The organism is Niabella digestorum (assembly GCF_036409055.1).
GTDB lineage: Bacteria > Bacteroidota > Bacteroidia > Chitinophagales > Chitinophagaceae > Niabella > Niabella composti.
In genome coordinates this window covers 86,607-101,593 of record NZ_JAZGLY010000006.1, presented here as the reverse complement: position 1 = coordinate 101,593, position 14,987 = coordinate 86,607, and the positions used below count along the sequence as shown (strand labels likewise).

11 protein-coding genes and 1 tRNA gene are annotated in these 14,987 nt (G+C 40.3%); 8 read left to right on the top strand and 4 right to left on the bottom strand.

The genetic code is table 11. The features are described 5' to 3' along the window. The first annotated feature begins 318 nt into the window (after positions 1-318). The 8 genes from V2H41_RS11050 to V2H41_RS11015 all read left to right on the top strand — a co-directional run bounded on the left by V2H41_RS11050 (position 319) and on the right by V2H41_RS11015 (position 9,066). Positions 319-609, top strand: a complete 291-nt coding sequence (locus V2H41_RS11050) for a carboxypeptidase-like regulatory domain-containing protein (protein WP_330975215.1) — start codon at positions 319-321, stop codon at positions 607-609. Beyond that, on the top strand, positions 600-3,230 hold the full coding sequence (locus V2H41_RS11045; protein ID WP_330975214.1) for a SusC/RagA family TonB-linked outer membrane protein: 2,631 nt from the start codon (positions 600-602) through the stop codon (positions 3,228-3,230). The genes V2H41_RS11050 and V2H41_RS11045 overlap by 10 nt, the downstream gene beginning before the upstream one ends. 63 nt (positions 3,231-3,293) lie before the next feature. Further along, positions 3,294-3,746, top strand: a complete 453-nt coding sequence (locus V2H41_RS11040; RefSeq protein ID WP_330975213.1) for a hypothetical protein — start codon at positions 3,294-3,296, stop codon at positions 3,744-3,746. A gap of 13 nt (positions 3,747-3,759) precedes the next feature. Then, entirely contained in the window at positions 3,760-5,235 is a 1,476-nt protein-coding gene (locus tag V2H41_RS11035) for a RagB/SusD family nutrient uptake outer membrane protein (protein ID WP_330975212.1), read from the top strand. A gap of 34 nt (positions 5,236-5,269) precedes the next feature. Further along, on the top strand, positions 5,270-6,655 hold the full coding sequence (locus V2H41_RS11030; protein WP_330975211.1) for a substrate import-associated zinc metallohydrolase lipoprotein: 1,386 nt from the start codon (positions 5,270-5,272) through the stop codon (positions 6,653-6,655). Positions 6,656-6,659: 4 nt separating this feature from the next. Beyond that, positions 6,660-8,012 carry a DUF4302 domain-containing protein gene (locus V2H41_RS11025; protein ID WP_330975210.1) on the top strand — a complete coding sequence of 451 codons (1,353 nt, stop codon included), beginning with the start codon at positions 6,660-6,662 and terminating at the stop codon, positions 8,010-8,012. A gap of 252 nt (positions 8,013-8,264) precedes the next feature. Next, entirely contained in the window at positions 8,265-8,465 is a 201-nt protein-coding gene (locus tag V2H41_RS11020) for a DUF6496 domain-containing protein (RefSeq protein ID WP_330975209.1), read from the top strand. 61 nt (positions 8,466-8,526) lie between these two features. Beyond that, positions 8,527-9,066, top strand: a complete 540-nt coding sequence (locus tag V2H41_RS11015) for a YciE/YciF ferroxidase family protein (protein ID WP_330975208.1) — start codon at positions 8,527-8,529, stop codon at positions 9,064-9,066. 246 nt (positions 9,067-9,312) lie between these two features. Here the strand turns inward: V2H41_RS11015 and V2H41_RS11010 are convergent. The 4 genes from V2H41_RS11010 to clpB form a co-directional block, all read right to left on the bottom strand. Next, positions 9,313-9,403 (bottom strand) — tRNA-Ser (locus tag V2H41_RS11010). Between the two features lie 89 nt (positions 9,404-9,492). Beyond that, entirely contained in the window at positions 9,493-10,926 is a 1,434-nt protein-coding gene (gene dnaA, locus V2H41_RS11005; RefSeq protein WP_330975207.1) for a chromosomal replication initiator protein DnaA, read from the bottom strand. A gap of 416 nt (positions 10,927-11,342) precedes the next feature. Next, a complete protein-coding gene (locus V2H41_RS11000) occupies positions 11,343-11,954 on the bottom strand; it encodes a DsbA family protein (protein ID WP_330975206.1) in 612 nt (203 codons plus the stop codon). A gap of 274 nt (positions 11,955-12,228) precedes the next feature. Next, a complete protein-coding gene (gene clpB, locus V2H41_RS10995) occupies positions 12,229-14,853 on the bottom strand; it encodes an ATP-dependent chaperone ClpB (protein ID WP_330975205.1) in 2,625 nt (874 codons plus the stop codon). Positions 14,854-14,987 lie beyond the last annotated feature (134 nt).

Below are 14,987 nucleotides of genomic sequence, written 5' to 3'. Positions count from 1 at the left end.
GTATACAAAATTTCTTTACTATAAATTCGATTTATAAAAATTTTCTATTTAAAATTTGTTTGTATATTAAAGTGCATTATCTTAGCGCAATAAATATCTAATGTGATGCGATCATTAGATGTGGTGGGAGTTTGAAAACTTTAAAACTAACTCAATAAAGTCCTAATCAACTAAAACGACACAAATAGGTCCGTCATTGGGTTTCATGAAGACACATTATAATTAAATGCAATATACTTTTATCATAGGTATATTGACAGGAAACTTATTGTCAAATCATGAAAGAAAACATATTTCAATTATTAAATATATCTGCTCATGATGAATGTTACCTCGGGAAAGTTTGCTTATAAAGCATTGACTTTCTTTTTATTTCTATTTTTTATTTTGGTTAACCCCAAGACACCCTTCGCACAAAATGAAGAGAAAAAAATTCAAGGTGTAGTAGTTGATGAAGAAAGAAACCCTTTGATCGGAGCTACCATTATTAATCTTAGAACTAGTAGTGGTGTTAATAGCGATTCAAAAGGTAACTTTTCTATTCAAAAGGTAACTTTTCTATTAGTGTTAAAGAAGGTGATAAGCTGGAAGCCTCTTATGTGGGTTTAAACTCGCAGACAATCACCTATTCCGGCCAGGCAAGCTTGCAGTTTGTATTAACCGGAGAGGATAAAGGCAGATTGGAAGAAGTGCTAGTTTCCACAGGTTACAACAGCATTAAAAAGAAAAACTTCACAGGAGCTGCTACCTCCTTAAGCGCCGAAGCACTAGAAAGAGCCGGAGTTCCGGACATATCCAAAATGTTGGAGGGACAATTTGCAGGAGTTTCCTTACAGAATGTATCCGGAACATTTGGAGCTGCACCCAAATTGAGAATAAGAGGAGCCACTTCTCTATCTGGAGACAACAAACCCCTATGGGTAATAGATGGAGTAATATTGGAAGATGTAGTGAATATCTCAAATGAAGCCCTATCAACAGGAGATATGAATACACTTCTAGGCTCTTCAGTTGCGGGCCTCAACCCCGATGATATCGCTGATATCACCATTCTTAGAGATGCCGCTGCTACTGCTTTGTACGGTGCAAGGGCAATGAATGGTGTAATAGTAGTTTCTACCAAAAAAGGTCGCCCCACTGCAGGTCAAGCCAAGGTTTCCTATTCGGGTAATTTTTCAAGATATATCAAGCCCAATTATTCACAGTTTGATGTCCTCAATTCTGCTGACCACATGGCAGTTTTGGTGGAAATGATGAATAAAGGATATTTTGAAATGCCGGGCATGATCAACGGAAGCTCGGGTGGTCCCATAGCGAAAATGTACAGCCAGCTGTATAATTACGATCCTGTTACTAATACCTATGCACTAAAAAATACTCCCGAAGAACGTAATGCATTTCTGGAAAGATATGCGAATTCAAATACAGACTGGTTTGATGTTCTTTTTAAAAACTCTCTAATACAAGAACATTCTTTAAGTATAACATCAGGTACAGATCGTACACAAAATTATGCCTCGGTTTCGTATTTAAAAGACGAAGGAGTTACCATTGGTAATAGTGTAGAACGTATTACCGGTAACTACAGGTTAAACTTCAAAATGGGTAAAAAAATATCCGCTGAATTATTAACGAGTGGGTCCGTACGTAATCAACGTGCACCCGGAACAAAAGACACGGAAGCTGATGTAGTATATGGATCCAACTTCCGCAATTTTGATATCAATCCTTACAATTACGCACTAAAAACCAGTCGGATTTTAACACCTTATGACGAAAACGGTAATTTGGAATATTTCCGCTTGAATTATGCTCCATTTAATATCATTAATGAGCTCAATAGCAACTACCTAAAACTGAACGTTGTTGATTATAAAGTTCAGGGAAGAATAGACTATAAAATCATACCGGAATTAACCTATTCGGCTACCGGATCATATAGGTATACTAAATCTCATGGCCAAGTACATATACTGGAAAGCTCCAATCTTGTTAAAGCTTACAAGGCAGCACAAGACCCCACTGTTGTGGACAATAACCCTTTCCTGTATAGTGATCCTGATGCGCCATACGATTATCCAATGGTGGTATTACCAAGCGGTGGTTTTTACAACATTACAACCAATAGTTTAACTACCTACTACTTCCGTCAGGAACTGAACTATAGTCAGGACTTTGGAAGCGATCATCACTTAACCGCTTATGCCGCAATGGAAGGTCGCGATGCCAGACGTCAATATGAATATTTTGATGGAGTAGGATACCAATATGAGAATGGAGGATTGGTTAGTCCTTACTATATGTATTTCAAACAAGCTCAAGAGTCGGTAGATCCCTATTTCGGCATGAACACAGGGGTTGACAGATATTTAGCTTATTTCATGCAATTGCAATATTCTTATAAAGATAAATACACTTTAATACCTACTATCCGATACGATGGATCCAATAAAATGGGGAGAAGCAAAACAGCAAGATGGCTCCCAACTTGGAGCATCTCAGGTAACTGGAACATCCATCGTGAAGACTTCTGGACTAAAAACGAGATTCTCAACTCAGCTGTTTTAAGAGGATCGTATGGATTGGTCGCCAACGTAAACGGTGCTACTAACTCTGCCGCTACCTTTTATAACCAGATATCTCGAAGACCTTATGTAAAAGATCAGGAAACTCAAATCTTCATATCCAGCTTGGAAAACTCAGAACTCACATGGGAAAAATCTAAAGACCTTAACATAGGACTTGAGCTAGGGTTTTTAAAAGGCAACAGAATATTATTTGTCGTAGACTACTACGATCGTAAAATAAAAGATTTGATAGGTCCTTTGAATACATCAGGTATCGGTGGCCAGTTCGTTAAAAGAGGAAATTACGGAACTATGAAAGCCAACGGTATTGAATTTACATTGAATGGCAGAGTAATTCAGAGCAATAAATTTAACTGGACATCACGCGTCAATATAGCTTTCAATAAAAGTAAAATTACAAGACTGGATAATCAACCTCAGGTGTGGACAGCCATCAATGCTAACGGAGCTGCAGTTAAAGGATATCCGCAAAGAGGGTTGTTCTCCATTAAGTTTGCCGGCCTAGATCATAACTACGGATACCCTACTTTCATCAGCCCAGCCGATGCCAACATCAGAACTACTCAAATTTCATTTCAAGGTACTGTATTGGACAATCTAGTATATAATGGTCCGATAGATCCTACCACTGCTGGTGGATAGTACAACCAATTTAGATATGGCAGCTTTGTAGTATCCGGCCTCTTCAAATTTGCCTTTGGAAATGTGGTAAGAAAGAACCCTACGGTATCAGCTGTTTATGGTGATATGACTGCACTTACTAAAGACGTATTGAACAGATGGGTACTTCCGGGTGATGAGCAATACACAACAGTTCCTGCTATCCTAGATATGTTATCGCTGAGACAAGTAGTTACCAATACCGGTACAGCTGTTGATGCACGCTATCCATACAATGCCTATAACTACTCAGATGTACGTGTAGCTAAAGGAGATTATATTAAGCTATCCAATATTAGTATAGGTTATAATCTTTCAAAAAACCTATGTCAGAAACTAAGAGTAGACAATGCATCGCTGGCATTGGTAGCCAACAATATAGCAGTACTATATGCAGATAAAAACTTAAACGGACAAGATCCGGAGTTCATTAACTCGGGCGGTGTTGCGCTCCCCGTTTCAAGACAAGTAACCTTATCTCTAAAATTAGGCTTATAAAATAACTCGAAATATGAAACTTAAATTCAATAATAAAGCATCTATCATTCTCCTGACAAGCGTACTAACTATAGTATCGTGTAAAAAAGGATTTTTAGATGTAGATCCGGATATGCGCACCTATATTGACAGTCCGGAAAAACTAGGGCAACTACTTTCTACCGCTTACCCTAGAAATGAATATATCACCTTTGCAGAAACAGCATCTGATAACGTAGAGGACAAAGGGCCCGGTATAGGAGCTAATGATGCGCTATTAACTGCGTATTACAACTGGCAAGACTGGCCCGGTAGTGAGCGCAACTCAGCTACTGCTTACTGGAACAGTTGTTATGCCGCCATAGCTGCTGCTAATCAGGCTTTGGAGGCCATAGAAACTCGCAATATGGGGCCTGAGGCACTCCCTTACAAAGGTGAAGCATTGGTAGCACGAGCCTATGCCCATCATATGCTAGCTATCTTTTTTGCTACCCCTTACAAAAAAGGAGCCCCTAATGACGCGCCAGGCATACCCTATGTTACAGAACCTGAAAAGGTATTATTAGTAAAATACGATAGAGGAACCGTACAATCAGTGTACGAGAAAATCGAAAGAGATCTCGTAGAAGGCATTAATTTAATTGACGACTCTAAATATCAGGTACCTAAATATCATTTTACAAGAGCCGCAGCTCATGCCTTTGCAGCACGTTTCTATTTATTTAAAGGCGAATGGCAAAAGGTAATTGAACACGCCAATGCTGTAGTAACAGGTGGAGACTTCACATCGAGATTACGTCCTTGGAATACCACATTTGCACAAATGGGACGCGATCAATACCGTATCGAGTTTTCCAAACCGGAAAACCCGTCTACCCTACTGCTTACTTCAGCCAACTCTACTTATCAGCGTATGGCCAACACCTATCATTATGGTATGGGCTTGAAGGGGCGTCAAACATATGCTGCCTCCAATAACATTATAGGTAAAGCTCTATCTAACTATTTAACCACTTACACCGACGGGGTAAGTGCTTCTACCACCAAATGGCTAGAATACTTCTTTTACACTACCCCCGATACTGGTTACCCGTATATCCAACAGATACTGCTAAGTACCGATGAAACTCTTATGAATCGGGCTGAAGCCTATACCCAATTAGGTCTTATCGAATTAGCATTAAAAGATCTTAACACATTCTATAGTACTAGAGTTAATGGATACTCTCCTTCGACTGACCTGCTCACTGCAGAACGTGTTATGAACTATTTTGAAAAAAGTGATATTAAGGAAGCTATGATAGATGCCATACTTGCTGCTAAAAAAGCCGAATTTATGCAGGAAGGATTACGCTGGCTGGATATTGTACGTCATGATATCACTGTAGTGAAAAATCTTTACATAGGTGAAGACGAAACTATTATAAAATTAGAACCCGGCGATCCAAGACGCTTATTTCAAATACCAGAAGAAGCGAAACTCGCTGGCATAGAACTGAACCCCAGATAATAATGAAATTAATCTCATTTAAATAAAAAGATCCATGATTTCAAAATTCTTTTTTAAACCTATTGTTTACTCGGGATTGCTCATCATTCTACTAAATTCCTGTAGAAAGGATGATAAGTTTACCCCGATTAATATGAACGATCTAAATCCGGACGTTCCTTATAATGCCAATACTGAACTAGATCAGTGGCTAAAGGCTAACCTGTTAGACGTTTACAACTCGGAGGTTATATATCGCTATAGCAGATACCACCACGAGTACGATCGCAATATCACACCTATCGATGTCGATCGGGTACAACCTTTTATGGAAACTGTAATAGGAGGCTTTGCCAACCCCTATGTCTCTGTTGCAGGCATGCCCTTCATGAAGGTAAACATGCCCAAACAGTGGGTACTATACGGATCGTCGTCCTACAGCTCTACTACGGTTTACTGGGGTAGTGCCGTGGGTGGCGTAAGAGTAAACATTTTTGATTTAAATAATTTCTCTAAATCCAATACTTCTTTGGTGCGTGACAGACTAGGAACTATTCACCACGAGTTTACCCATATCCTTAATCAACGTGTAATCATTCCTGCTGAATTTAGAGAAATTAGCAAGAGCGAATATACCGGGGACTGGCAAAACATGACAGACGCTCAAGCTCAAAATTTAGGATTTATGAGAGCGTATTCGGCACAAAATCCCATGGAAGACTTTGCCGACATGGTAAAATATCCTGTGGTATGGGGCCCCTCCTGGTTCGAAAATCTTATCAGAACCAGAACATCCGCTGCAGGTGCTGCCGCATTACGTGCAAAAGAGCAAAGCGTACTGCAATACTTTAACTCAGGTCTTCAGATTGATTTTAGAGAACTTCAAAAGAAAGTACAACTATATCTGAAAGACACTATTAAGGATCCGGAAGTAACATTTCCCTATTGGATTAATCAGGGCCTATATAGAACTGTTACAATAGCACCTGATGATCAGATGTACCAAGATTATGGGAGCTCAGACGTATTTAATACGGTATATAATAATATGAAAACATATATGGCCGGATTGGGTCGCACACTATTAAATATGCAATTAAGATTTAACACACCCAATTCACTCACAGTACGTCTCAACTACCTTTCAGGTACATCTGCTTTTGCCGCTGATTATGATTTCGCATTTGCAACAAATGCCAACACCGGCATAACTACTTTTACAAAAGTGGCACAAAGTGGAACAACCGGAAGTTATTCCAATGCACAAATATTTGTAAGCGGTTTCGAAACAACCATCCAGGCCTACCTAACATCAGGAACATTTATTGCCGACTGGATACCTCTAAGCGCACCCGCATCGGTGTACGCTAAAATCGCCGGATTTACAAAATCCGGAGAACCGGGAAATTATTTTTATGGAACCTTAGGACAAACCTTATAAGAAAATGAAAACAATCAAACATATTATTGCAGTATTCACCGCCATTATATTATTGGCAAGCTGCGAAAAGAAATCATATGTACCTGTATTTGATGAGCTACCGCAAGCACGCGTCGCCAAGCAGATAGACTCCGTAAAATCTATTCTTACCGGCGCTGAATATGGCTGGATAGGCATCCTCTCTACCGGTACCGGAGGTGGCTTCGGATTCTTTATGGAATTCGATGATCAGGAAAATGTAAAGATGATGGCTGATTTAACGAACACATCGGCTGTAGAAGTAAAATCCTCTCGCTACCGTATCAGACAGGATGCCGGGGTTGCATTAACCTTTGACACATACAACTACATTTCCTTATTGAACGCTCCTAACCCCAACATGTATGGAGGCGCTATAAGGGATGGATTCAGAAGCGATATAGATTTTATTTACGATCATGCTACTGCAGACAGCATCATATTCGTGGGAAAACGCTATCGTCAACAATTTAAACTGGTAAAAGCTACCGCTGCTCAAAAAGCCGCCTACTATGAAGGAAAGTACTTAGTTAATATTAACGGCTTCAGAAACTTTTTTTCTACTAAATTCAACAACTATATAGAACTAGGTAGTGATAAAATTGCAGTAGGCGCAGTTACCGATAGCAGCCTAGCTACCGGCAAGCGTATTACTTTTACCAGAACAGAAGATGGCTCTGCTGTAGCAGTAACACAAAAATTTGGATATACTGTAGATAAAATGGTTATGACAGATGCCGGTGCCGCAGTTCTGGATAAGCGATTCACACATGCAGCGTTAAAAGACGCCAATACCATGGCCATATATGACGCAGGAGGAACGGAATATCTAGTAAAACAAAATCCTGTTCCACTTATTGACTTCTTAAGTGTATATGCTTACAATAAAGCCTATAACTCCATTTTCGTGCCTAACGGAACATCATTGCCCCCGGGAGTTACCTCTGACTTTAATACGGTGTATAATGATCTGGTAAATAGATTTGCAGCATCAGGAAGAACTATCAGAGATTTTGAAATAAAACTCAACAATAGCAATACGTTTGCGATACGTATCAACTACTATGCTAATTCGGCGCCGACAACAGTATACCTTGCAGAAGCCTTAAGCAGCTACACCTTTGAAGACGGTATTATTAAGCTTACAGGCAACCTATCTATAAACGGAAACTGGAATACACGCGCCGCCCAAATCGGAGACTTCGGAACATCTTTCTTCCAAGGCAAGTCTTTCCGCCCCGACTGGGTATCGAGTACCGTTCCGGGGCTAAACTTGGGAGGTCTGTATAGAGTAGATCAACCTACCGCATTTGTGTATGGAGTAATGAGAAGATCTTAAAGAGTAAAAGATTATCCTATTGATAGCCTGCTTTTAAAAAGCAGGCTATTTTTTTGTATCAGGAGGAAAAATTAAGCAACTGAACACCAGCACATAACCACTATTATCCCCTCCACACTGAATCGAGTCGTTATACTATTATATTCTTTAACACCTATGATTTGCATTGCATATTGCAACCGCCCCCAAATCATAAATAATATTAACAGTAATTGGCAGGCATTTTGAACTACTAGCATGAAAAGACACATCATGGCAAAATATTCTAAAAAAGCCGGAGAAAAAGTGGCGGAGGCTGTGCACGAAATGAAGCGGGACAAACTCAAAACCAGTAGTGGCAAAAAAGTTACCAGCCGTAAACAGGCCATCGCCATCGGCCTCTCTGAAGCCCGGGAAGCTGGAGCAAAGGTTCCTAAAAAGGCTCCTGCAAAAAAGAAAACCTCTAAACGATAGCCCCCTCCCTGCCGCTCACAAAATCATTACATCATTCCTTCACCAACAAAATTTTAAAATCATGGCACCATCAAGAAAGAAAACAGCTAATCTAGACGCTGATATGAAAAACAGCGAATTTCATCAATTTTTCGTCGATGAATTAAAAGACATTTATTGGGCAGAAAAGCATCTAACCAAGGCGCTTCCTAAGATGCAAAAAGCAAGCACCAGCGAAGAGCTCGCTGCAGCTTTTGAAAAACATCAGGAAGAAACCGCAGTACATGTAGAAACCCTCGAAAAAATCTTTGAATTACTGGAAGAAAAACCAGTGGCTAAAAAATGTGAGGCCATGGCCGGACTTACGGAGGAAGCCGAAGAAATTATTGCCGACACCGAAAGCGAATCCTTTACGCGTGATGCCGGCCTGATCCTTGCTGCACAAAAAGTGGAGCACTATGAAATAGCCACTTATGGTACGCTTTACGCATTTGCACAACAAATGGGCCACACCGAAGTAGCAGAACTATTGCATCAGACATTGGAAAACGAAAAAGCAACAGACGTAGCCCTCACCGAAATTGCCGAAAGTTTTATCAACGAACAGGCAATTACTGAATAAATAGCAGTACACAATCACTCCTCCAATATAAAAAAGAAGTCATGATAATAGCATGGCTTCTTTTTGTATATTTTGTATACCTGTGATACTTACTCTGCTAAATACAATACAGATTATGGAGAAAAACTTATTATGATAAATAGAAATCCTATTAACTAAAAATTACTTACCTAAATCCTCGCAGCTTAATACATGCCATAAAAAAACGTTCGGGAACTGTACAGCTCCCGAACGTTTCAAGTTTTGCGGTGAGGGCGGGATTCGAACCCGCGGTACGGCTTTGAGGCCGTACGACGGTTTAGCAAACCGTTGATTTCAGCCACTCATCCACCTCACCAAAAGGGGTGGCAAATATAGTGGAAAAGTTTGAAGATTAAAACAATCTTGCCACAAGTTTTTTAGATAATCCCAAAAAAATTCATCGGATTACATAGCTGCTAACTGAACCTTCTGGTGAAGCTCCAATACATTTTCTCTGAAAATGGCATCGGTATCCATCAGATCCTTAACAGTCTGACAAGAATGTATCACAGTAGTATGGTCGCGTCCGCCAAAATGCTCGCCAATCGTTTTCAGACTGTTCTTGGTAAACATCTTGGCCAGATACATAGTAATTTGACGCGCCTGTACGATTTCCCGCTTGCGGGTTTTTTGTAAAAGCTTGTCGTAAGCTACATTAAAGTAATCGCACACCATTCGCTGAATGGCATCGATTGTAATTTCTTTGCTTGAAGTTTTTATAAAGTTGCGTAATACTTTCTTGGCCAACTCTAGGTCAATCTCTTTACGGTTAAGCGAAGACTGCGCTAGGAGCGAGATCAAAGCCCCCTCCAGTTCACGCACATTGCTGTTGATATTATAAGCAATGTACTTCACTACCTCTTTCGGCATTTCTAGGCCATCGGCTTTCATCTTTCTTTCCAGAATTTCGATACGGGTTTCATAATCCGGTATCTGCAAGTCGGCACTTAATCCCCAACGGAACCGGCTGAGTAAACGTTCCTGTACTCCATCCAAGTCTTTTGGCGATTTGTCAGAAGTGAGGACCAATTGTTTTCCAGATTGATGCAGATGGTTAAAAATGGCGAAAAAGGCATCCTGTGATTTTTCGGCTTTGTTGAAAAATTGTACATCGTCTACAATCAGCACATCTATCAGTTGATAGAAATGAATAAAGTCGTTAATCGCTCCATTGCGACTGTGATCCATAAACTGGTTGATAAATTTTTCGGAGCTGACGTATAGTACGATTTTATTAGGATGCAGTCTTTTTACTTCGTTACCGATTGCCTGCACCAAGTGGGTTTTTCCCAATCCTACGCCGCCATAAATTACTAATGGGTTGAAGGAGTTGGCACCTGGTTTATCGGCTACGGTTTTTCCCGCACGACGTGCCACCCGGTTACAATCGCCTTCAATATAAGAATCGAATGTATAATTCGGATTCAATTGAGGATCGATCTGCATTTTCTTAATACCGGGTATAACAAAAGGATTTTTTACAGAATTATTAATCACGAGCGGGAAATCCATTTCGTTATTGGAATAAGTTTTATACCCGTGTCCTGCTACATCCATGGTAAGCGGTTTATTGCCATTATTACCGCTATCCACCATTATACGATACTCTAGTCGGGCATCTTTGCCAAGCTCACGCTTGAGTGTTTTAGCCAGTAAGTTCACATAATGCTCTTCCAAATACTCATAGAAGAACTGACTGGGCACTTGTATTACAAGTACGTTATCCTTTAAAGAAATTGCCTTTATAGGTTCGAACCAAGTTTTATAATGCTGCCATTCAACTATATCCTTTATAATCTTTAAACAATTGGACCAAACTTTTTCGGCACTTTTCTCCATTGAAACAATAAAATTTATGGGTCAAAAATTTTAATTTATCTATAAACTATCAGCGCTTTATCCCACCAGCTTATACGATAAAAAAAAATACGGCGGACAGCGAATATCCACATTTATTCAACATAAAAAAAATAATCCACGATAATTTTTTTTAGTTTGAACAAAATCAACTTTGCCTGAATACAGGTTTTGAAAAATTTCAAAATTCGATAGCAAAATTTACAAAAAGAATGCCTATAAACTTTGCTATTTTTTGATGAAAATTCCTTATACTAAAAGGGAACAGCAATCACCCACTGTTCGATCAAAACCTTACCCACAAAGGATTTCAGCCCACACAACCTCAATTATTAGTAATATCGGCAAATATTCAATCGTTGCTGTTCTACTCTTTACACTTATATCAAAAACACTGTTTATTTTTTTGTTTTTGTTAATGATTTAGAGTTCGTTTTAACCTTCGACTTAGTTTTTGGTTTAGTTGATTTTTTTGTTTCTTTCAAAGCGGCCTCAATTGCTGCTGCAAGGGAAGCATAGGTAGCTTTACCCTTTATCATTTGATCATTTACAAAAAACGTCGGCACTTCTTTTACGCCTCTGTCAATACCCTCTTTCAGATCATCCTGAACATGCCAGCCGTAAACACCGTTTACTAAATCTTCGAGAAAGTTTTTATTATTTACACCCGCATCTTTTGAGTGCAATTTTAAGCTAGTCGTACCTAAGTTACGACGATTTTGGAATAATACATTATGCATTTCCCAAAATTTACCTTCCTGCGCTGCAGCAATAGCTGCCTCTGCGGCTTTCAAACTACGCTGATGTATTCTTGTCTGGGGAAAATGACGAAAATTAAACTTCACCTTACCCTCATAATCCTGTAAAATCTGCTTGACAATCTCGTTAGCCTTGGCACATTCTTCACTCTCATATTCTCCAAACTCCATTAAAACAACAGGGGCATCTTTTTTCCCAACAAAAATTTCGCGGGGAGCCAATATTCCATCGTCGTCTCTTTTTACGCTCATAAGTATTATAATTTATTATGGCAAATGGTATTTTTCATACTACAATGTACCCCATAAATGCCACAATCTAAAAAGCGGTTGAAGATAATTTTTTTTTTGAACTCGCCAACATTTTCTTTACAACTACTCCCTAATATTAGGGAGCCTCTTTACTGAGGGGGACATCAAGTTCTTCAACATTTAGAGGGCGCTGTAAGTTTTCTCACCTTCAAATATTGCTTTTTAAAATAAACCTTAAGCTCTATAAAGCTACATAAAAAAAGAAAGCCTATTGCTAGGCTTTCTTTACTTCTTTGGATTCTTCATTTCGAAAAACTACAGTATTATCGAAAACATCCACTAATATCGGATGTCCTTTGTCAATATCACCCTGCAGTATGCGCTTGCTCAGCTGGTTTACAATTTCCTTCTGAATAAGCCTTTTCAATGGGCGCGCTCCAAACTGTGGATCAAAGCCCTGCTCAGCAAGGAATTCTACGGTATAATCTGTAAAATCGAGCGCAATGCCACTATTTTGCCATACCAGCTGCTTTAACGCCTCAAGTTGTATCCTGATAATTCCTAATATATCCTTCTTCAATAAAGGATGGAACATAATAATTTCATCTACACGGTTCAGGAACTCAGGACGCACTGTTTCCCGCAGCAACTGCATTACATCCTGTTTAGCTTTTTCGGCAGCCTCTTCAATATCCCTTTCTGATACATTCTCGAAAGCTTCCTGAATCAAATGACTACCGATATTGCTGGTCATGATAATGATGGTGTTTTTGAAGTTCACCACCCTGCCTTTATTGTCGGTAAGACGGCCATCATCCAATACCTGCAAAAGAATATTCCATACATCCGGATGTGCTTTTTCAATTTCATCCAGCAACACTACACTATAAGGCTTACGTCTTACAGCCTCGGTAAGCTGACCTCCCTCGTCATAACCCACATATCCGGGAGGAGCACCTACCAGTCTGCTAATGGAATGTTTTTCCTGGTATTCGCTCATGTCAATGCGGGTCATCATACTTTCGTCGTCAAACAAGTACTCCGCCAATGCCCGCGCCAGCTCGGTTTTACCCACACCGGTAGTTCCCAAGAAAATGAAGGAACCAATAGGCCTTTTAGGGTCGTTCAATCCGGCACGACTTCTACGAATGGCATCCGCTACAGCGGTAATGGCCTCGTCCTGCCCTACCACACGACGGTGCAAGTGCTCTTCCAGACGCAACAACTTTTCCCTATCGCTCTGTAACATCTTGCTTAAAGGGATACCGGTAGCTTTTGCAACGCTTTCGGCAATATCTTCAGCATCTACTTCTTCTTTCAACAACCGCTTTTCGGTATCGGTATCCAACTGTTTGGTAAGATGAGTAATTTTATTTTCTTCTTCTTTAATCTTACCATAGCGGATCTCTGCCACCTTACCATAATCGCCGTTACGTTCGGCCTGCTCGGCTTCTACTTTTAAATTCTCGATATTGGCTTTCGCAGTCTGAATTTGTTCCACCAGTTCTTTCTCTTCGGACCACTTCGCTTTCAAAGTATCGCGTTCCACGGAAAGATTGGCTATTTCGGTATTCAGCTGCTTCAGCTTTTCCTCATCGTTTTCGCGTTTGATCGCCTCACGTTCGATCTCTAATTGACGAATTTGACGCTCCAGTTTATCCAGCTCTTCGGGCATGGAGTTCATTTCCAAGCGTAACTTAGCCGCACTTTCATCAATCAAGTCGATGGCTTTGTCAGGTAAGAAACGATCGGTAATATAGCGGTTAGATAACTCTACCGCAGCAATGATGGCGTCGTCCTTAATCCGCACATGATGGTGGGTTTCGTATTTATCCTTCAGGCCACGGAGGATAGAAATTGCATCCTCCACCGAAGGTTCATCAATCATCACCTTCTGGAAACGACGTTCCAATGCCTTATCCTTTTCGAAATACTTTTGATATTCATTCAAAGTGGTGGCACCGATAGCTCTCAGCTCGCCACGTGCCAGAGCCGGCTTAAGAATATTGGCTGCATCCATCGCTCCCTCACCTCCACCGGCACCCACCAGGGTGTGTATTTCATCAATGAAAAGGATAATCTCCCCTTCGCTGTTCTGCACCTCTTTTACCACGCCTTTCAACCGCTCTTCAAATTCACCTTTATACTTGGCTCCGGCTATTAGCAAGCCCATATCCAATGCATAAATGGTCTTAGTCTTTAGATTCTCTGGTACATCTCCATTGATGATACGATGAGCAATGCCTTCTACAATGGCTGTTTTACCCACACCGGGCTCACCTACCAACATGGGATTGTTTTTAGTACGGCGCGACAGAATATGAAGCGTACGTCTAATTTCTTCATCTCGACCAATTACCGGATCCAACTTTCCTTCACGAGCCAGATCATTTAGGTTCTTAGCGTACTTATTCAGGGTATTAAATTCCTGTGATTCGGTTTGGGATGACACACTACCCGTTCCCTTACGCAGTTCTTTAATGGCAATGATCAGGCCTTGGGCAGTAAGTCCGGCATCTTTTAAAATATTGGCTGTATTGTCATTTCCCTGCACAATGGCCAGCAACAGCAGCTCAGGAGTAACAAACTCATCGTTGAACTGCTTCAGCTCGGCACCTGCACGTAGGACAACGTTATTCACCTCCCTACTGATTTGCTGAGCCGGATCGCCTCCGGATATTTTGGGAAGCCTACTAATAAGCTCCTCCAGCTTGTTCTCAAGCAGGTTAATGGTAACGTTGTTCTTTTTAAGAAGATATTCTACAGGAGTATCTTTCTGCTCCAGCAGCGCCTTTAACAGGTGTTCTGTTTCAATATTGGGGTTTCGCGCATTAAATGCGATTTGTTGCGCTTGCTGAAAGACCTCCGCAGCTTTTATAGTAAAGTTTCCTAAATTCATAATTAAGTTGTCCTTTTTGATTTGCAAATGCTCTGGTACTGTTTACCGGAACACCCTCTTTTAATTGGGTGACACCCATACCTATCAAATCAAAATCCAGACCAACTTTTTATGTAATGATGTCATATTCAATC

Bases quoted from the DNA above. Each gene is read 5' to 3' on its own strand.
- V2H41_RS11025 (WP_330975210.1), top strand. From the start codon at position 6,660: ATGAAAACAATCAAACATATTATTGCAGTATTCACCGCCATTATATTA.
- V2H41_RS11030 (WP_330975211.1), top strand. From the start codon at position 5,270: ATGATTTCAAAATTCTTTTTTAAACCTATTGTTTACTCGGGATTGCTC.
- clpB (WP_330975205.1), bottom strand. From the start codon at position 14,853: ATGAATTTAGGAAACTTTACTATAAAAGCTGCGGAGGTCTTTCAGCAA.
- dnaA (WP_330975207.1), bottom strand. From the start codon at position 10,926: ATGGAGAAAAGTGCCGAAAAAGTTTGGTCCAATTGTTTAAAGATTATA.
- V2H41_RS11035 (WP_330975212.1), top strand. From the start codon at position 3,760: ATGAAACTTAAATTCAATAATAAAGCATCTATCATTCTCCTGACAAGC.
- V2H41_RS11015 (WP_330975208.1), top strand. From the start codon at position 8,527: ATGGCACCATCAAGAAAGAAAACAGCTAATCTAGACGCTGATATGAAA.
- V2H41_RS11020 (WP_330975209.1), top strand. From the start codon at position 8,265: ATGGCAAAATATTCTAAAAAAGCCGGAGAAAAAGTGGCGGAGGCTGTG.
- V2H41_RS11050 (WP_330975215.1), top strand. From the start codon at position 319: ATGATGAATGTTACCTCGGGAAAGTTTGCTTATAAAGCATTGACTTTC.
- V2H41_RS11000 (WP_330975206.1), bottom strand. From the start codon at position 11,954: ATGAGCGTAAAAAGAGACGACGATGGAATATTGGCTCCCCGCGAAATT.